The organism is Mangrovibacterium marinum (assembly GCF_003046625.1).
Lineage (GTDB): Bacteria > Bacteroidota > Bacteroidia > Bacteroidales > Prolixibacteraceae > Mangrovibacterium > Mangrovibacterium marinum.
Map to the genome: position 1 here is coordinate 116,350 of NZ_QAAD01000005.1, position 18,940 is coordinate 135,289.

An 18,940-nucleotide genomic window follows, 5' to 3' on the forward strand; every position below is an offset into this window, starting at 1 on the left:
GGCTTCCGCTAATTTCGTTTAATCAGTTCGTACAAGAGGGCATTCAACATGGCAACACCCACAGTACTGCCGCCTTTCCGGCCACGAATCAAAAGGTAGGGAAGGCCTGATTCCTTCAGCATTTGCTTGGATTCGGCCGCGCCAACAAAGCCCACCGGAACACCGATCACCAGGTCGGGTTTGATGAGCCCTTCAGCATACAGCTCGCACAAACGAACCAGTGCGGTTGGTGCATTGCCGATTACAAATAGGCGAAAGCGTTCGTCCTGCGCCGCCTTGTTAATCCCGCATATAGAGCGGGTAATTCCCTGCGCTTTAGCTTCAGCAACAACTTCTTCGTCGTGCACAAAGCAGTGCAGTTCGCAGCCCAATTTTTTGAGGGATGGCTTGCTCACGCCGGCTACAACCATGCTGGTGTCGGCATAAATGCGACAGGATTGCTGCAAGGCGTTTTTAGCCATTTCCACCGCTTGTGGGTGCGCTTCGAACAGGTGCGCGTATTCAAAATCGGCCGTGGTGTGTATCACACGCTTCACGATGGAGGCGTACTGCTCCGGTATATTTAAGTGCGAAAGCTCGCGGGAAATAATTTCCATGCTGTCGCGTTCAATCCCCATGGGGCTTAAATTGACGTAGTTGCTTTTTTCCATAGCGTACATATTGCTTTTAGAAATTCGAAATTGGAGTAAAAGTGTACGTGGGCGTATGCCGCCAGACAGTTCTTGCGTTGCAGGCCACATTCCCATTCAACCGACCGGTTCGGTTTTCGCAGCTGGTAAGTTTGCCGGTAGTTCTTAGGGGACTCTTTTTGTACCAGTTGCGACCGGTGAAACTCATGGCAGGGGGTGATGGTGTTGGCGTAGCTGATTTGCGCATATCCAAAGCGTTGCAGCCGGGTGGTCATTTGCACCGAAACATTGAACACGCCACACATGGGCGTTTCCTCGTTTTCAAGCGAAATGATGCTGTCGGTCAGGTACATTAGTCCGCCACATTCCGCATAAATCGGCATGCCCGATTCTATTTTTTGCTTGATCTCTTGCATCAGCGCTGTGTTCTGCTGCAATTCTGCAGTGAAGACTTCCGGATAACCACCGCCCAGGTACAAACAGTTGGAGGCAGCGGGCAAACTCGGATCATTTAGCGGGCTGAAATAATGCAGCGTGGCTCCCAGCTTTTCCAGTAATTCCAGGTTGTCCTGGTAGTAAAAACTGAAGGCTTTATCGCGGGCCACACCAATCTGCAGATCCGACAAATCAAGTTCCGGAAGCTTAATTGTGGAGGGGGAAGGCTGCTCAATTTCGGTCGCTTTCAACAGCGCCTGAACATCGATGGTTTCTTCCATCGTTTGCCGGAGAAGCGCTACTTTCTTCGGAAGTGTATCCACCTCATCGGCCTGGATCAGTCCCAGGTGGCGGCTTTCGAGCCCAATTTCCTCTCGGGTGGGTAGATAGCCAATGCAGGCTATTCCGGTTTCTTCTTCAATCAAGCTTTGAAGGAACTCAAATTGCATTTTGGAGGACACGTGATTCAAGATCACGCCGCGCACATTCGACGGATTTTTAAGTTCGGCAAATCCTTTGATGATAGCAATGACGGATTGGTAAAGTCCTTTGCAATTGACGACAAGCACAACCGGCAGATTCAGCTTTTGCGCCATTTCCCAAGTCGAGCCGGAGCCTTCTTTGCCCAAACCATCGTACATGCCCATCACACCTTCAACTACAGCAATATCGCTGCCAGTCGAGTGCTTGTGAAAGAGGTGACGCAGGCTTTGGTCATTCAATAAAAAGCTATCCAAGTTGTAGGATGGCAGTCCGGTAACCCGCCGGTGAAAAGCCGGATCGATGTAGTCGGGACCGGTTTTGAAGGGCGCAACCTGCATCCCTTTCGATTGCAGCAAAGCCATCAACCCGATGGTGACGGTGGTTTTTCCGCATCCGCTGTTTGTGCCAGCTATTATAAATCCGTGCATAATTTTTTTGTTAGTCTGTTTACTAATTCGGCTTCGTTCCCGGGAAGCTCTTCTGCTGCCAAATGAGGTTGGTGCATTCGGGCCAGTTTCACCAGTAACGGTTGTTCCAGTCCTGCTTCGGCCAGCGTATCGGCATCGCCGAATACCTCTATGGGGCTGCCCACGCTGAGTACCGATCCTTCTTTAAGCAAAACAACCAGATCTGCCCAGGCATAAGCCTGATTCACGTCGTGGGTTGAAATGAGCAAGGTTTTTCCTTGTTTGTTTTGAGCTTCCAACAGCTCAAATGTCAAGCGGGCATTTTGTGGATCAAGGTTCGAGGCCGGTTCATCGCAAACAATCAGCTCCGGCTCCATGGATAACACGGAAGCCAGGCAAACCCGTTTCTTTTGTCCCGAGCTTAGCTGATGAGGCGAATGATTTTTCAATTCCTGCAAATCGAAATAATCCAAATATTTTTCAACCTGCTCGCGAATCCACTTTTTATCTGAATACAGATTGCTGAGCCCGAAAGCCACTTCCTCATAAACCGATGGAGCCACCAACTGGTTATCGCTTTCCTGAAAAACAATGCCCACTTTTTGCCGCAATTCCCGTAACGCTTTTCTGTTGTATCTGTATTGTTTTCCCCGATAGTGGAGCTCGCCCTTCGTGGGTTTATAAATTCCATTCAACAAAAGCAGCAGTGTTGACTTTCCGGCACCATTGGCTCCCATTAGCGCAATTTTCTTGCCCTCGGGAAGCGCCAGATCAACTTCAGCTATCGCTTGCTTTCCTGTTGGGTAGCGATAGCTCGCTGCTTTTAATTCAATTAAGTTACCAGCCATAATTGCAGCAAATTAAAAGGAAGGCGACAGACAACGAGGCCAGTCCCACCGGAAGATATAACTGAGGCAACGTGAATTGCCGCTCTTCCTGCAGAAAGCAATAATTTTCTCCGGCACAGCGCGCTTGCATGGCCGTTTCCAGCTGTTTGGCATTCTGCATGGATTTCTGAAATACAGCAGCCATTAAGCTGGCGAAGAGCGGAATTCGTTTCCCATTTCCGGAATAGCCCAACCGGCATCTTTGTGCTCGGTACATTTCGAAACTCGTCTGGCGAAGATTTTCTATAAACTTGAATGTGATGACAAATAGGTCGATGAACAAGGCCGGAATCCGGCACTTTCTCATTAGTTCTGCCAGTTCTGAAATTGTGTTTGTCAGTAAAATGAAATACAGAATACCGATGAGCGCTAAACTTCGACTAAGCAGCAGGCTTGCCAGTTGTAATCCACCCGTTGAAAAGCCGATTGGCAATTGCCCGATGGTGGTGAACGCTTTCTGAGCCGGAATTTCGACTGCAATCACGAAACATCCTAGCAGAATAAAAGCAACAGGAATGCGGTACAGGCGAGTTAGTTTCGACAAACCAATCCGGATAACTCCCAACAAACTAAGATTGACCAGCGCAAACATGGCCCAGTCGAAATAGACCGAGCTGGATACCAAAGCCAAAACCATGGCCGGAGCCCAATAAAGGGCCCGAACGGCAGGCGACAGCTGCTGCAAGCGATGATCGTGTTTATAGATTTCGGTAATCCACATTAAGCTTTCTTTTTGCTTTGCTTCCAAACGAAATAGCCAATGACACTCAGGCCGATGATAGCCTGAAGAGCAAATAACACAGGCTCGGCCCAAGGTTGGTCAAACTCAATTAAATGCTTGGCCCATGGCTGGTACCCGGGTGCTATTTGCTGGATCAGTTCAACAGACTGATCGTCGGTGCCGGTGAATCCGGGGAACAGATCGGTTGCTAAAAACTGGATTAGCAAAACCAGCAGACAGCCGCTAAGCAGGTATATGTGTGTTTTTCGTTTCATAAAGATTCGGATTGAGTTGTTGAATTTCTGCGTTACTTGTTCGCTGTATGTACTGAAATGCCAGTACGGTAAATACTGCTTCGATGGCCGCCAGGGGCAACTGCGTTACCGCAAAAATGGATAGAAACTTGATCAGGTTGCTTGTAAAACTTGCGGTAGAATCAGCAAATGCCACGGCCAGCTGAGCTGACGTGCAGCTGTAAATCACCAGGTTCGAAACAAATGAAGCGCTACCAACAGCGAGCCATTGCGGAGCTTTTAAACCTTTCAGCAAACGGAAAGCCCAGACTGCCGAAAAAGCGCCACATACTGCCATTGAGAAACCATTGGCTCCAAGCGTAGTCAGTCCACCGTGAGCGAGAAGGAGGGCTTGGAACAACAACACGATTAAGCCAACGACCGACATGCTGGATGCGCCAAACAACAAGGCGCCCAGTGCAATACCGGTTAAGTGTGAACTACTTCCGGCTACAGAGGGCAACTTCAGCGAGCTCAAAATAAAAACATAAGCGCCGACCGCCGCAAAAAGCAACTTGGCATTGGGGTGTTCGCCAATGGTTTTTTTCAAGCTGGAGAACCCGGCGATTAAGACAGCCAGGTAGACTGCCCACCAGCCAATACACCATGAGGCAGGCAGAAATCCTTCGGCAATATGCATGCTGTTGGCCACTCCCGGAAGCAAAAGAGCGAGCCCGAGATAGGCTAGTGTATTCTTGTTCATCAGGCAATCTCCTGTATTTTTCGGTACATAATTTCGGCCATCAAAGGTTCGCGGCCGATGGGCTTACCAAAGTGAAAATCCAATTGCGGGTGTTTCACTTTCAGCTGAGCCAAAATTTCAGGAATATCTTCTTTAATATGATTCCCGTTGAACAGGAAGTAGGGGATAACAACCACCCGGCTGACGCCGGATAGGGCGATTTCGGCAACAACTTCTTCCAGCGACGGCGAAGCCAGCTCCATGTGAGCGCCAAAAACATTTTGACCATCCAATTTTTGTTTCAGCAGCTCCACAATGTAGTTGAAGTCATCAACTGCCTGTGTTGATTTACTGCCGTGACCGAGAATAATAACCGCTTGCTTTTGCATTTTATAAACTATTTAGTGTTTGAAAATCCATCAAAAGCAATGCTTGGGAAACAGAAAAAAGCGCGCACTCACGCCTGGTTATAAAACGAAAGAAAATGAAATCCAACGAATGGGTGTCCATTTGCTTTTAGTCCCGAAAGCATTGTAATACGACCTGGCAGGTCTTCTGGCTCGTCCTTTTTCGGGGCCTTCCCATCCGGCAGATGCCGGACAGTGGCAAGAGTATTCCCGAAAAACATTTAATGGACTTACAGCTGCGGGTACAGCTCCGGAATTTTCAAATTTGAAGCACCGGATTCCCATATTAAGGCTCCACCTGTGACAGGAGGAATCCACCAAGTGGCGGCAAAACTACATAAAAATTCATTGATAAAATAGCTGAAGCCGTATTTTTTCAGAACACTGCTTCCATTTCGGCTGCAATGTCCAATTCGTTAGGGTGACTAATAAGCATTGCAACTTAGATTGTTGGACTGCTGGATATTTAGATTCTCTGGATGTTTAGATTATTGGATTATCGGACTAATGGATTGAAGGATTGACATTGCATCGACCATCGAATGACGATTGGGGACTGATCACTGATCACTGGATTAGCGGATTGAAGGACTGACCATCGAATGACAACAAATGACCTAATGACAATAATTGTCTCACACCTCGGGCGCCCGGCGTTTTCATGAATCCGGTCGTGTATTAGTTCAACGACCGATATTCAGCCGGCGACAATCCCACCTGCTTCTTGAACATGCGCGTAAAATGCTGCGGATGTTTGAAGCCCAGCTCGTAAGCTATTTCACTGATTGATTTGCTGGCGTCGAAGAGGCGTTCTTTGGCAAAATCAATCATTTTTTGCTGAATATGCTCCTGGGCTGACTTGCCGGTTTCCTTTTTTAATAAATCTCCCAGGTAGTTGGCCGAAAGAAATAGCTTTTCGGCACAGTAACGAACGGTTGGCGCTCCGTTTTCGAGGGCCATTTCACTGGCAAAATAATCGTCCACTATTTTTTCAAAGCGGGCCAACACATCTTTGTTGACATGACTGCGGGTAACAAACTGCCGCTCGTAAAAGCGTTTGCAATAATTGAGGAACAGTTCCAGGTACGATACAATTAAGGTTTTGCTATGGGTGTCGATGGCATGTTCCAGTTCGTATTGAATGTTTTCAAAGCATTGGTTGATGATTGCCCGTTCGCGGGCCGACAGGTGCAGCGCTTCGTTCACGTCGTACGAAAAGAAAGTGTAGTTTTTGATCTGTTTGCCTAAGGAGGTGCCGTGAATCAGGTCGGGGTGAAAAAGTAAGGCGGTACCGGAGCCTTTTTGTTTTTCACCATTACTTTCAACGCCATAAACCTGCCCCGGCGATATAAAAATCAAGCTGCCTTCCTCGTAGTCGTAATTGTTAATGCCATAAGTGATATTGCCGCATTTGATATCTTTCAGGAAGATGGTGTAAAGGCCCATTTGCGCCTTGAAATAGCAAAAGGGATCTACTTTCGAAAAATCGACAATACTCACTAAAGGGTGCAGGGTTTCCTGTCCAACCAAATTGTTGTATTCGTTTACGGAATTGATTTTCAAAATCTCGCTCATCGCCTTAATTTTTTGTACCCGACAAAGGTAAGCAACTATACGCAACTGTTTTAATCCGATTTTCAGTTTCCGTAATGTTGGTAGCTCTCTCCGTAATTTGGGTAGTTCTCCGGTTGCGGGCTGAAAATTCATTTCCGTAAAAAGGGTAAGTAATCCGGTAATCGGGGTAGTTCTGTTCTGATCCGATGGCGGATCTTTGTATCCGGAAAATTCAGATACAAATTAGAAGAACATGAAAACAATAGAAAACACGTCTTTCGGCGGCGAAAGACCTTTATTTGCAGAACAGGGTTTAGAAGTTAAAAACGTCAAATTTCTTCCGGGAGAGTCAGCTTTGAAGGAAGCCGGTAATATTCGAGCCGTAAACTGTGAGTTTTCTGGCAAATATCCGTTTTGGCACAACACCAATTCGGTCATTGAGGACAGCGTATTTTTGCCGGGCGGACGAGCTGCGATATGGTATTGTAAGGATATCCGCATGGTGAATACCCGGGGGGATGCGCCCAAAATGTTTCGCGAAATTGATGGGTTGACCCTCGACAACGTTCAGTTGACCGATGCTGCGGAATGCGCGTGGTGGTGTCGAAACATTGCGCTGTCCCATGTTGAAGTTCAAAACGGCGATTACATTTTCAAGAGCTGCCGGAATATCCGCATCTGCGACTTTAAATTGCAAGGAAACTATTCCTTTCAATACACCCAAAATGTGGTGATCCGCAATGCGCACATTCAATCCAAAGATGCCTTCTGGAATACCGAAAATGTGGCGGTTTACGATTCGGTTCTGGAAGGTGAGTATTTGGGATGGCATTCGAAAAACCTGCGCCTGGTGAATTGTGTGATCAGTGGCACGCAACCCTTGTGTTATGCCGAAAACCTGGTGATGGAGAATTGTACGATGAAAGAAGATGCTGATTTAGCGTTCGAATATACGACGGTACAAGCTGAAATCAATAGCCCGGTTGTCAGTATTAAAAATCCAGGAGGAGGCGAGATCATGGCGGAAAGTATTGGTGAGATCATCATTGATGAACACTGCAAAAATCCCGGTGATTGTAAGATAACTGTTAAAAATGAAGTGACTGTCTGATTGATGCAATACAACTTTGACGAAATTATAATTCGCAAGGAAAGCAATTCCTACAAGTGGGACAGCAATCCAGCTCCCGATATTCTGCCATTATGGGTGGCCGATATGGATTTTAAAACGGCGCCGGCTATTGTTGAAGCCCTTGCCCGGCGTGTACAGCATGCTGTGTTTGGTTACGCCAAAGTTCCCGATGCCTATTACAAAGCGGTGATCAGCTGGTTTAAGCGCAGGCACAATTTCACGGTCGAGCAGGATTGGATTCTGTACACAACCGGGGTGGTGCCCGCCATCTCAGCAATTATTTTGGCGATGACCACGCCCGGTGATAAAGTGCTGGTGCAGGAGCCGGTGTATAACTGCTTTTTCTCATCCATTCGCAACAACCAATGTCAGGCCGTTTCAAATGACCTGATTTACAAAGACGTAAAATATACCATCGATTTTGACGATTTGGAGCGAAAGGCAGCGGACCCGCAGGTGACGCTGATGCTTTTGTGCAACCCGCATAACCCGGCAGGCCGCGCCTGGACAAAGGACGAACTGCTGCGGATCGGTGAAATTTGTTTCCGCCACGACGTGTTGGTGGTTTCGGATGAAATTCATTGCGATTTGGTTTATCCCGGTCGTACCCATATTCCTTTTGCATCCTTGGGACAGCAGTTCCTGGAGAATTCAGTAACCTGTATCGCGCCAAGCAAATCCTTCAACCTGGCCGGATTGCAGGTTGCCAACATCTTTGCATTTGACCCGGAATACCGAAAGCGAATTGATAAAGCGATTAATATTAACGAGGTGTGTGATATTAATCCGTTTGCTGTTGAAGGACTGATTGCCGCTTACACAAACCCGGATTCAGAACGTTGGCTAGACGAGTTGAAAGTATACTTGCTGGAAAATTATCGTTTGGTGGAGGCTTTTTTAGCGCAGAACTTACCGCAGTTTCCGCTCTTGCCATTGGAAGCTACTTACCTGGTGTGGATCAATACGGCGGTACTGAACAAGTCGTCGGAAGAATTGATTCAATTTATGCTGGAAAGTGAGCATGTTTGGCTGAATGAAGGAATCGTTTACGGTCAGGCAGGTGAAGGTTTCATTCGTTTAAATATTGCTTGCCCCCGGGCAGTTTTACAAGAAGGGTTGGGGCGAATTAAAAAGGCATTTGATAAACTGATTGCAGCAAACTAAGCAGCTTTGTCCGACTGCTTACTGCTGTGATCAGATGCAGAGAATTATCCGTGTTTTTTGACTAACGGTAGGGAAAAATCGATTGAAAAAAAGTGATTACCTGTTGTCGCTTATCCAAAATAAGCAGGCAATGACATTCATGCAGCAACTGCGGTTAGCGGTATTGATGAGTGTGCCGGCTATTATTGCGCAGGTTTCATCCATTGTTATGCAATATATTGATGCATCGATGGTGGGAAGCCTTGGAGCGAATGCTTCAGCTTCCATTGGTTTGGTCATTTCGTCGACCTGGTTGTTTTGGGGCATTAGTACGACATTTGCAGCTGGCTTTTCGGTGCAGGTTGCCCATTTGATTGGTGCCGGCAATCCATCCGGCGCGCGATCGGTTTTGCGGCAGGCGTTATTGTCGAACGTGCTGTTTAGTACTGTGTTGATGGTCATTGGTATTGCTGTCAGCTCAAAGCTTCCTTACTGGTTGGGCGGAGAAGAGGCCATCGCCGGCGACGCTTCCATGTATTTCCTGATTTTTGTGTGCTCGCTGCCGGCGCTGCAACTAAATTCACTGGCCGGGGGAATGCTGCGAAGTAGCGGAAATATGCATATCCCGAGCATCCTGAATGTGCTGATGTGTTTTCTGGATGTCTGCTTCAACCTGTTACTCATCTTTCCCTCGCGCCAAGTGCTGCTTGGTGGTTTTACGATAAACATTCCCGGAGCAGATCTGGGCGTGGTGGGTGCTGCCCTGGGAACTGCTTTGGCTTACCTGTTAACGGCTGCGGCACTGTTGCTGTATCTGTTCACCCAGGATCCCAACTTGCGCCTGACAAGCGAAAAAGGCAGCTATTTGCCGGAGAAGGCGTTGTTGCGCAAGTCCTTCCGCATAAGTACGCCGATGATGCTGGAACATACGGTGATTATGGGTGCACAAATCCTTTCTACGATGATTGTTGCTCCATTGGGCGTTGCTGCTATTGCTGCAAACTCGTTTGCCATTACGGCTGAAAGCCTTTGTTATATGCCGGGATTCGGAATTGCCGAAGCTGCTACAACGCTGGTGGGGCACAGCTTTGGCGCGGCGCGAAAGGACCTGGTACGACGTTTTGCGTCAATTACCGTTTGGATGGGGATGCTCGTGATGACCGTGATGGGGGCAATTATGTATGTAACCGCCCCGGAGCTGATGGGTTTTATGACACCCGATCCGGAGATTCTCTCGCTGGGCGTGGTGGCTTTGCGCCTGGAGGCTTTCGCCGAACCGATGTTTGCAGCAGCCATTGTTGCTTATGGCGTATTTGTGGGCGCAGGCGATACGCTTGTTCCCAGTGTGATGAATTTCTCAAGTATCTGGCTGGTCCGCCTGACTTTAGCAGCCTTGCTGGCCCCCTTGATGGGACTGCAGGGCGTTTGGATGGCCATGTGCCTTGAGCTTTGTTTCAGGGGAATAATTTTTTTGATCCGTTTGTATAAAGGAAATTGGTTAAAGTGCGGTCTGCATACGAATTAATGCCAGCCGATCCTGCCCGGGCTTTTGGCATCAAAATGGCTCATCAAGTTTGCTTTGGCCAACTGGCTTTAGCTTTGCTCATTGCGCCCAATCGGATTCCGTAATTGTGGTAGGTCTCTCTGTAATTTGGGTCTTCTATTCTTCCTGTTTACGGAGATCTTTGCAACATGAATTTCTGAAGATCAGCAATAACTAAAATTTGCAGCGTCAGTGCAGTCTCTCGCATCGGTAAACACCGGATGGTGCACGTTGTGCCGATAGGCCGCCAGGCAAGGCAAAACGTTTTCGGGGCGATTCCGTAATTTGCAGGGAATGTTGTGTTGTTGTGAATCAGTAAAATGAAGGAACCGCTATTGAGCAATACGACCCCGGTTGAATGGAGGTGGAAAACAACGAAAAACCGATTTATACATGATGCGACTAATTCAAATTTTATTCGTAATCGTAATTCTGATAACTGTAACCGGTATGTCAATATTAAATCAAACTAAATTTGGGCAATCACCCAAGGGCGAACGGCTGGAACGAATTAAAAAGTCACCCAATTATGTTGACGGCGAGTTCCGAAACGTGCACGAAACACCGATGCTCACAACCGAGGATAGCGGAATTAAGATGATGATGGATTTCTTGTTCCGCAACAAAGCCCGCTTATCGCCTGTCGACTCCATCCCGGTGGTCAAAACGGATCTTAAGTCCTTGAATCCGCAGGAGGATGTTTTGATTTGGTTTGGCCATTCGTCGTACTTTATTCGTTTAGCCGGCAAAACATTTTTAATCGACCCGGTGCTGAGTGCTTATGCGTCGCCTTTTTCGTTCGTGAATAAGGCTTTTAAAGGCACAAGTTCTTACACTGCCGATGATTTTCCGTCCATTGATTATTTAATCATTACGCACGACCACTGGGATCACCTGGATTACAAAACAGTAATGGACTTAAAGCAAAAAACCGGGCAGGTTGTGTGTGCTTTGGGGGTTGGGCAACATTTTGAGTATTGGGGATTCGATCCATCAATCATCACCGAATTGGACTGGTACGAGGCAGCTAAGCTGGATGACGGATGGCGATTAACCGCAACACCTGCCCGGCACTTTTCCGGCCGCGGATTGAAACGGAATCAGAGCCTGTGGGCCTCGTTTGTGTTGAAGACGCCTTCTTTCAATATTTATATCGGCGGCGATAGCGGCTACGATGACTTTTTTGCCACAATCGGAACCCAATACGGCCCCTTCGACCTGGCTATTCTGGAACAAGGGCAATACGACCAAAACTGGAACCTGATCCATCTGTTGCCCGAAAAGCTATTTGACGCGGCCACGCAACTTCAGGCAAGGTGTATTTTACCGGTTCACAATTCGAAGTTTGCTTTAGCCAATCATCCCTGGGATGAACCACTAAATAAGGTAATCGAGAACCATACCGATTCAGGTATTTCTGTGCTGACTCCTATGATTGGAGCGCCTGTTTTGCTGAATGATTCAACACAACAATTTGAAAAATGGTGGAACGATGAAACAAGAGGGTAAAAATATTTTTCAACGCCTGCAATCAGGCGAAGCCGTAAGTTTTACTGAGCAGAAATACCAGGAGATCGGCGAAGCTGCGGCACAAACAACCAAGCTGCTGCTTGAGCTGAATGCAACGGCCGATGTTGACAAAGTTCGTTTAAAATGGGGCGAAATTACCGGCCAGCCACTCGATTCAACTTCAACAATTCAAATACCGGTTCATGTGAACATCGGCCGGTTCACGCGAATTGGCAAAAATGTTTACATCAACCATCTCTGCTCAATGCTCGATATGGGCACAATAACCATTGGCGACAATGTGCTGATTGGCCCCAAGGTGAATATTATTACCGAAGAACATCCGGTAAATCCGGCCGAACGAAAAGCGTTACTGGTGAGGCCTGTTGTCATTGGCAATGGTGCCTGGATCGGGGCAGGGGCAACTATTTTGCCTGGTGTTACCGTGGGCGAAAATGCGGTGGTAGCTGCCGGAGCAGTGGTGAACAAAGATGTACCTGCCAATACGGTTGTCGGTGGAATCCCGGCAAAAGTCCTGAAGTATCTGCCTTAAACTAAAATAGTCAACATTGAAAAACTAAAACAGAATAGTTATGAATGATCATTTATCACGCAAAAAACAATCCAGGAGGGAATTTATTCAAAAGACCGCTTTGGCTGGCGCCGGTGCTTCAGTATTAATGAGCAATCCGGCTTCGTTGTTTGCCAACAATTCAAATTCAACAAATATGGAACAGAATATTAAATCGAAAGGCTATGCCGCCTTTGATGTATCAGGAAAGCTTCGGCCCTGGGCGTTCGAACGTCGTGCAGTGGGAGACAATGACATCCTGATTGATGTGAAATACGCCAGTATCTGTCACTCGGATATTCACCAAATGAAGGGGCACTGGGGACCGCAGCAATACCCGCAGGTGCCCGGGCACGAAATTGTTGGTATTGTAGCAGCGGTTGGTAAAAATGTTACCAAATTTAAGGTGGGCGACCGCGCCGGTGTTGGCTGCATGGTGGATAGCTGTATGGAGTGCAACAGCTGCAAGCATGGCGAGGAGCAATTTTGCGACAAGGGTGAAACGGTGTTTACTTATGGTTTTCCCGAAAAATCGTCGCCAACAGGAATCAGCCAGGGCGGATATAGTTCCAGCCTTGTTGTGCGGGATCATTTTGCGGTCCACATTCCCGAAAACATCAGCCTGCAGGAGGCTGCCCCCTTGCTCTGTGCCGGTATTACAACCTATTCACCCTTGATGAAAGCCAACTTCAAAATTGGCGATAAAGTTGGTGTTGCCGGTATTGGCGGACTGGGGCACATGGCTGTTAAACTGGCAGTCTCAAAAGGAGCCGAAGTGTACGCGTTTACCACGACTGCCGATAAAGTGGATGATATTAAATCCTTTGGCGCAAAAGAAGTTATTGTTGTCAACAACGATCTGAGCAGTTTACAGGCTTACGCCAAAACGCTGGACTATATGATCAGCACAATTCCTTACGAGTTTAATGCTGCGCCCTACATCATCTGTGTGAAACCAGGAGGAACATTCACCTTTGTGGGCATGCCTGTTCGGTCCGAAATTACCATTAACAACCTCATGCTGGCGTTTGCCCGGGTTAATTTTAATGCTTCCCTGATCGGCGGTATTCCCGAAACGCAGGAAGTCGTTCATTACTGTGCCGATAATCAGGTGCATCCCCAAATTGAAATAATCAGTGCCGATCAGATCAACGAAGCCTGGGAGAAAGTGATTAACAAAGAGGCCCGTTACCGCTATGTGATTGATGCTGCAACATTTTAACCGGCGCCATATTTTAGGTTGGTATTGAAAAATAACAAGGAAATAATCAAACAGCCTTCTGCTAACCCGGGAGGCTGTTTTTAAGGAATCAGCGATGCCCCATTTTCAAATTAAATTGCTCGAAGGAAAAACCGAAGAGCAAAAGCAAAAATTAGCAGAAGAAGTTGTAAAAGCAGCACAGAGCGTCATCGGTTATGGCGATGAATCTTATTCGGTGACCATTGAAGATTTTACCTTCGGGGAATGGAAAAACAAGGTTTATCCGACGGAGATTATCGGCCGAAAGGATATTCTTTATAAAGAGCCGGGATATACCATCTGATACAGCCCCGGTATAGCCTGCTGATTCCGGCAATCTCCAACAGAAATGAAATTTGAAAATTTTTCGATTATGCTGTAATGATCGCTATCACAGATTTTTGGGCTATCGTTCCATCGAAATGAAAGCCACTTGATGATCTGGCGGCCTGGTACCATAGCATTCATCGACTCTCGCCGAAAGACATTTTCCAGGGAGCCTTCGCCATCGTCAGACTTCAAAGCAGACAGTTCCGGGGAAATGAATCCGAATTTATTACTTTTGCAGGTAATTTTGACTCTCATTAGGTCTCGGCACGCCGCGCGGAACTTCAATTTGGCGTAGCCTGTTAGGCTATTGAGTAGGCCGAAGTCTGAATTGATGGTTGCCGATGATCCAAACTTCTGGATCGGATAAAGGCAAATAACCGGCGATTATTTTTTACGATTAAAGGTGAAATACCGACAACAAGCGTTCCTGTTCAAGTCCTTTGCGATATGCGCTCAGGAGTTGGGCAAGCTGTTCAATCTCGGGATAAAGATGAAGGTCGATTGAATCGAGAAGATGTGCTTGCTGGTCGTAAAGTGCTTCAATTCCATATTCGCAGATAAGCTTTTCAATATCCGGGGGGATAAAAAAGCGGCAACGGTGGGCGGGGAGCAGGTCCCGAAATTCACGAATGTAGATGCTGAGACCGGCAGGATCGAAATCGCCAAAATGCAGGTAGTTGTTCGGGATGGTTTGAAGCCACCGGTTGGAGCTGTGGCTCAGGTAGCGCATAACGACTACGATTTCCTTCTGGGGAAAAAGCTTGATTAACCGGTCAAATTTCAAAAAGCATTCCGGGTTTTCGATTCCGACAATCAATGCCTCCGGGGATACTTGTAACAAGTCCGGTCGCCACACAAAGAGTTCTATTCCTTCGGGCGCGGGGGATACCGGTTGATTTCCGATTTTCAGCCCCGAGTTAAAGGCTTTGATAAAAAAGCCTTGTAAGCTTTGGCTTCGAAATGTTTTTGTTGACTTTGATGCTGCAAGTGAGCCCTCGCCATCCATGCTGGCCGATTCGAAACTGGCTAGATAGTTTTCCAACGATAAAATGCCGTGTTGTACTTCCAGATACACCCGGAGGCTTTGAGGATCGGAGCAGGCATAAGTCACCCGGCGACCGGCAACGGGAAGTTTTTGGATGATTCCGTCGTCGGTAAATGGCTTTAAAAAGCTTTTGGCTTTTATCTCGCTGGCCTTCAGTATTTCGCCTTTCGACAAACGCAGCAGGCATCGGGCGAACGATAAGGGGATTGGCTTAGAGTTCATGACTAATCAGCTTTGTGATTCCTGTTTTGTTTGATTGGCGGTTCTTTCGGAACATATAAATATGCCTGTAATCCTGTTCGTTATGCGAGTTTGGCGATCCGTTGATCAAGCGGATATTACGCTCGCCGGCGAAGCTAATTAAGCCCGTGACATTGCTGTCGTGCAAAATACCAACTTCATCAATTAAGCAATGCAGCATTGCGTCGGTTTGTGCTTTTGAACCGTTCGTTTTAAAGATGTGGAGCAGGTTGATGTATATCATCGATTTGACCAGTACGTCGGTGCCGTTTGAGCCAACGTTTGCCAGGCGGCTCACCCAATTTGTGTCGTTTTCATTTTCCCGAATCCTAAATTCAAGGTCGAAGGCATCTTCCAGCCTGATTGCCTTCGATTTGGCTTGTCCGATCTGTTGAAGCAGGTTTTCCAGCAATTTCACGGCTTCGGTATCATTCGATCCGGCTTGATCCTGGTTGAATAAATTGATTTCTCCGTAATTCAGGTGGTTCTCGGCCTGGAAATTTCTGATTTTGCGAAGCATTTGAATCAGCTTGTTGGAGCTTTCCTGAATCCGCATCTCAATACTTTTTACAACGCCCACAAAATTGGATTTGCGGAAGTCTGCATTGATCCGGTGAATGACTTTTTGCACATCTTCTTCTTTCCTGAGCAGCTCGTTGGTCTCGTTGACAATATTGGCCAACACCATCGCATATTTGCGTGTTACCTCGGTCTTATAGTCGACAATTTTTTGTTCGCGAACAAATTCTTTCAGGTTTCCGGCAAAAGCTCTGAATTGCTTGTTCCCCGATAGATTTGTTTCAAATCCCAGACAGTTGTTTGGATTGAAATAGCCTGCAAATTCGGTGATTTTTGCCGTGAGGGTATGCTGTTTCTTCTCGTAATCCAGCGCCAAATTTGTCAGCTTACGGATGTTTTCGTCGCATTTCCAGTGGTCTGCGCGATCATGATGCTCCACGAAGTTCCGAAGCTCTTCAAAAGTCTGACTTTGGCTGAATAATTTGAAGGCCTCCAGTTCGCGCGTTAACCCGGCCAGACGCATTTTCAGTTCGTCGCGTTGCTTGCTAAAATCGGCCAGTATCGCCTGTTCCTTCTCCATCCGGTTTGCAAACAAATTCGCAGCATGCTCCAAATTCGCTTCCAATTCTTTTCTGGCTTGCTGAAATTCAGCCAGGCGGTCGATGTAGTCTTTGCAGTCTTTTTGGTAGTTGAAAACCAATTGTAGATTTTTCTCAATTTTATCGAGCTTCGCTTTCCATGTTTTTGCCTTTTCCTCCAGCGATTTAATTTCGGTGGTGTCGATGCCTTTTTCCTCCAGCAGTTTATTGCGCTTCGCTTCCAGCTCGTTTATTTGCTTTTGAAATTCTTGTTTGATCCGTGCTTCGGTAATGTTAATTTGCTCAACTAGTTCCATGAGTTTAGCCTTCAGCTTTTTCTCCTCGGCATTGGTGTTCGCTTGCAAATTGCTGACGATTTTGTGATGCTGCTCATCCCGATTTGACAGAAGTTCGCTGATCTCCTTTTTGTCAACTTCCAGTTGATGCTTTCGGGCTTCTTCCTGCTTTTGTGCTTCCTGTTTTTGCAGCGCTGCTTTTTCTTTCAGCAGATTGATATCCAATCCAATCTTCTCAATGCCGGTCTCGCTTTTTTCAACTTCCAGAGTACATTCTTTTTCTTCCTGCTTTAGGTCCAAAATCTGTTTGTTGTATTTCTTCTGAAGTTTGTCTTTTTGATCTTGCAGATCGATGAGCTGTTTTTCAATCGCTTTGTTCTGTTCGGCGAGTTGCTGTTGCAGGGGAGCCAGCTTGTTTTCCAAGTCCGTTTTCGACAGGCGGATCGGATCCAGATTTTCCAAATTCAGGTTTAAGCCGTAGCAGTTATTACCGTCGCTCAGGGTGGGGTTTAAGTTGTTGTGCAGCAGGATTTCTTTTGAAACGATTTTCCCGATTGATTGTCCCCAAGCCGGATGATTCGAGTCCAGAAATTCGACTAAGGAACCGGATAGCGCCTGCAATTCGGTGTTTATTTGTTCGATTTGAAGCTCCAGCGCTTTCTTTTGTCGCTTGAAGTCTTCACGCTGTTGACTGCCTTTGGTTTCAAGGAGTTCAACTTTGTTCTCGCCCTCTTTTTGCGTGCTTATGAGGGTGGACTCCGCTAGTTTTTTGCGTGCTTTGGACTTCACTTTCAACTTTTCGAACTCCTGTCGTTTCTGCTGCAAAGCTTTGAGCTCTTCCTCTAAAAACTGCTTTTGGGAAATATTTTCTATTTTGAACTGCACCTCCGCTATTCGTTTTTCCAGCTCTGTTTTCTGGAGGTTCAACTTTTCTTTTTCCTGGTTGTACTCCTTGGTCAACTGTTCCTTGTGCTGATAAAAGTTCCGGTTTAGGGCAGCGATTTTATCTTGAATTTGCTGGCTCTCAGTTGCCTTTGAGTTTTTAAAATCGATAATCTGTAACTGGCATTGATTTTCGAGGCGCTGCTTTTCGTTTTGAAACTGACTTTCCACATCTTTCAGATTGGCAGTCAGCAGTTCAAGTTGAGCATTGGCCTGCGCCAAGCCGGCTACATAATCCGCCTTTTTATCGTTTTCAGCTAAAACAAGTTCGATGTTTTGCGCTGCGTACTCCTTTGCCAGCCGGTTGGCTTTCTTAATGTCGGCAATAACGACCGACAGCTTGTTTTGCACCCGACTTTGGCCGGTTCGGTGGTCTGCGTCAATTTTGGTTATCTTATCCTGTTGATTTTTCAACTGTTCCGCAACCACGGCAAAGCTGTCCTTCGACAGGCGTTCTTGTTCCCGGGCCTGGTTGTAGGCGGCACCAATTTCCCAGGCTATCTTTTTCTGTTCCTGCTCCATGGACAGAAGCTGATCATAAAATTCAACGATATTATGAGCCCTCTTTTCGTGTTTCAAAAACTCATTCACATCCTGGTAGCCACTTCTTGCCGTCTCAATATGGTGTTTTTCGGTATCCAAATTCAGCTCGAATTGCTCGTCGCTCAGCGAATTGATGATGGTTGTTTTGATGAATCCGCCATCGAGCGAGGAGTTCAGGAAGATGTTTGAAATTGTTCTTGGTATGTTTTGGTAGGCCGGGTTGTGCAGCAGCTGAAAGCGACTCATCCCTTTATTGGCGCCGTAAATAATGTCGCGGTACTCCGAATAGTTGAAGATTGGCCGCTGTACTTTGTAGCCCAAACCATTTGCTTTGGCGATGATCTCGGTTTCGGCCAAAGCCTGGTGGTTTTGAATGAAAAGCTCGCGACTGTAAGGGCCATCGATAAATCGGAGACAAAGCCTGTTTAGCTTTTTATACAGCCATACACAAAAGTTTCGTTCAGCCTGACGAACTTCATAAATAATATACGAATCGGTGTTGGGGAAGTAGTAATCGGCAAAAGGGAGCTTTTCTTTGGAGATCCCTAGTTTCCGGGTATCCGCATTGTAGAAAAACAAGATGGCCCGCAGCAGGGTGCTTTTACCGGTTCCCTGCGTGCCGATAAAGTGAATATTGCCATCCAGTTGTATTTCGTGGAAATCTACTTTCGCGCTGTTTATTAAGACGATTCGGTTGAGCTGATTCATGCTGAATATAGACCTTTAATTCGTTGATTTTCTGTTTCTGGTATTCTTTTTCGCTATCTTCTTAATGCGATTTTTGTCTCGTTTGCGGACAAAACAAACGCTG

The 18,940-nt window shown here is 46.8% G+C and carries 17 protein-coding genes and 1 riboswitch; of the genes, 7 read left to right on the forward strand and 10 right to left on the reverse strand.

Annotated elements, in window-relative coordinates; all coding sequences use genetic code 11:
- Positions 1-8: 8 nt before the first annotated feature.
- From C8N47_RS06240 to C8N47_RS06275, 8 genes are all read right to left on the reverse strand, one after another.
- Positions 9-650 carry a precorrin-8X methylmutase gene (locus C8N47_RS06240; protein WP_107821680.1) on the reverse strand — a complete coding sequence of 214 codons (642 nt, stop codon included), beginning with the start codon at positions 648-650 and terminating at the stop codon, positions 9-11.
- A complete protein-coding gene (locus C8N47_RS06245; RefSeq protein ID WP_107821681.1) occupies positions 623-1,975 on the reverse strand; it encodes a cobyrinic acid a,c-diamide synthase CobB in 1,353 nt (450 codons plus the stop codon). Before C8N47_RS06245 ends, C8N47_RS06240 begins: the two co-directional genes overlap by 28 nt.
- Positions 1,960-2,802 (reverse strand): energy-coupling factor ABC transporter ATP-binding protein, encoded by an 843-nt coding sequence (locus tag C8N47_RS06250; protein ID WP_107821682.1) that lies wholly within the window; start codon positions 2,800-2,802, stop codon positions 1,960-1,962. Before C8N47_RS06250 ends, C8N47_RS06245 begins: the two co-directional genes overlap by 16 nt.
- Positions 2,792-3,562, reverse strand: coding sequence for an energy-coupling factor transporter transmembrane component T family protein (locus tag C8N47_RS06255; RefSeq protein WP_107821683.1), 771 nt, complete (start codon positions 3,560-3,562; stop codon positions 2,792-2,794). Before C8N47_RS06255 ends, C8N47_RS06250 begins: the two co-directional genes overlap by 11 nt.
- On the reverse strand, positions 3,562-3,837 hold the full coding sequence (locus C8N47_RS06260) for an energy-coupling factor ABC transporter substrate-binding protein (protein ID WP_107821684.1): 276 nt from the start codon (positions 3,835-3,837) through the stop codon (positions 3,562-3,564). Before C8N47_RS06260 ends, C8N47_RS06255 begins: the two co-directional genes overlap by 1 nt.
- Positions 3,806-4,558, reverse strand: a complete 753-nt coding sequence (locus tag C8N47_RS06265; RefSeq protein WP_211316063.1) for an energy-coupling factor ABC transporter permease — start codon at positions 4,556-4,558, stop codon at positions 3,806-3,808. Before C8N47_RS06265 ends, C8N47_RS06260 begins: the two co-directional genes overlap by 32 nt.
- Positions 4,558-4,926, reverse strand: coding sequence for a sirohydrochlorin chelatase (locus C8N47_RS06270; protein WP_107821686.1), 369 nt, complete (start codon positions 4,924-4,926; stop codon positions 4,558-4,560). The genes C8N47_RS06265 and C8N47_RS06270 overlap by 1 nt, the downstream gene beginning before the upstream one ends.
- Before the next feature lie 139 nt (positions 4,927-5,065).
- Positions 5,066-5,281: riboswitch (cobalamin riboswitch) on the reverse strand.
- A gap of 341 nt (positions 5,282-5,622) precedes the next feature.
- Complete coding sequence (locus tag C8N47_RS06275; RefSeq protein WP_107821822.1) at positions 5,623-6,519, reverse strand: helix-turn-helix domain-containing protein; 897 nt, start codon at positions 6,517-6,519, stop codon at positions 5,623-5,625.
- A gap of 232 nt (positions 6,520-6,751) precedes the next feature.
- Between C8N47_RS06275 and C8N47_RS06280 the strand changes: the two genes are divergently transcribed.
- From C8N47_RS06280 to C8N47_RS06310, 7 genes are all read left to right on the forward strand, one after another.
- Entirely contained in the window at positions 6,752-7,609 is an 858-nt protein-coding gene (locus C8N47_RS06280) for a DUF3737 family protein (protein ID WP_107821687.1), read from the forward strand.
- A gap of 3 nt (positions 7,610-7,612) precedes the next feature.
- The gene (locus C8N47_RS06285) at positions 7,613-8,794 is read left to right on the forward strand and encodes a MalY/PatB family protein (RefSeq protein WP_107821823.1); all 1,182 of its coding nucleotides are present in this window, start codon (positions 7,613-7,615) and stop codon (positions 8,792-8,794) included.
- 130 nt (positions 8,795-8,924) lie between these two features.
- Entirely contained in the window at positions 8,925-10,298 is a 1,374-nt protein-coding gene (locus tag C8N47_RS06290; RefSeq protein WP_107821824.1) for an MATE family efflux transporter, read from the forward strand.
- Positions 10,299-10,766: 468 nt separating this feature from the next.
- The gene (locus C8N47_RS06295; RefSeq protein ID WP_211316064.1) at positions 10,767-11,825 is read left to right on the forward strand and encodes an MBL fold metallo-hydrolase; all 1,059 of its coding nucleotides are present in this window, start codon (positions 10,767-10,769) and stop codon (positions 11,823-11,825) included.
- A complete protein-coding gene (locus tag C8N47_RS06300) occupies positions 11,809-12,378 on the forward strand; it encodes a DapH/DapD/GlmU-related protein (protein WP_107821688.1) in 570 nt (189 codons plus the stop codon). Before C8N47_RS06295 ends, C8N47_RS06300 begins: the two co-directional genes overlap by 17 nt.
- A 40-nt stretch (positions 12,379-12,418) precedes the next feature.
- Complete coding sequence (locus tag C8N47_RS06305) at positions 12,419-13,618, forward strand: NAD(P)-dependent alcohol dehydrogenase (RefSeq protein ID WP_107821689.1); 1,200 nt, start codon at positions 12,419-12,421, stop codon at positions 13,616-13,618.
- A 94-nt stretch (positions 13,619-13,712) separates the two neighbouring features.
- A complete protein-coding gene (locus C8N47_RS06310; protein WP_107821690.1) occupies positions 13,713-13,940 on the forward strand; it encodes a tautomerase family protein in 228 nt (75 codons plus the stop codon).
- Positions 13,941-14,363: 423 nt separating this feature from the next.
- Here the strand turns inward: C8N47_RS06310 and C8N47_RS06320 are convergent, their stop codons facing one another.
- Together C8N47_RS06320 and C8N47_RS06325 are read right to left on the reverse strand one after the other, a co-directional pair.
- Positions 14,364-15,233, reverse strand: a complete 870-nt coding sequence (locus C8N47_RS06320) for a DUF7281 domain-containing protein (RefSeq protein ID WP_107821692.1) — start codon at positions 15,231-15,233, stop codon at positions 14,364-14,366.
- On the reverse strand, positions 15,223-18,837 hold the full coding sequence (locus C8N47_RS06325; protein ID WP_107821693.1) for an ATP-binding protein: 3,615 nt from the start codon (positions 18,835-18,837) through the stop codon (positions 15,223-15,225). Before C8N47_RS06325 ends, C8N47_RS06320 begins: the two co-directional genes overlap by 11 nt.
- Positions 18,838-18,940: the final 103 nt, after the last annotated feature.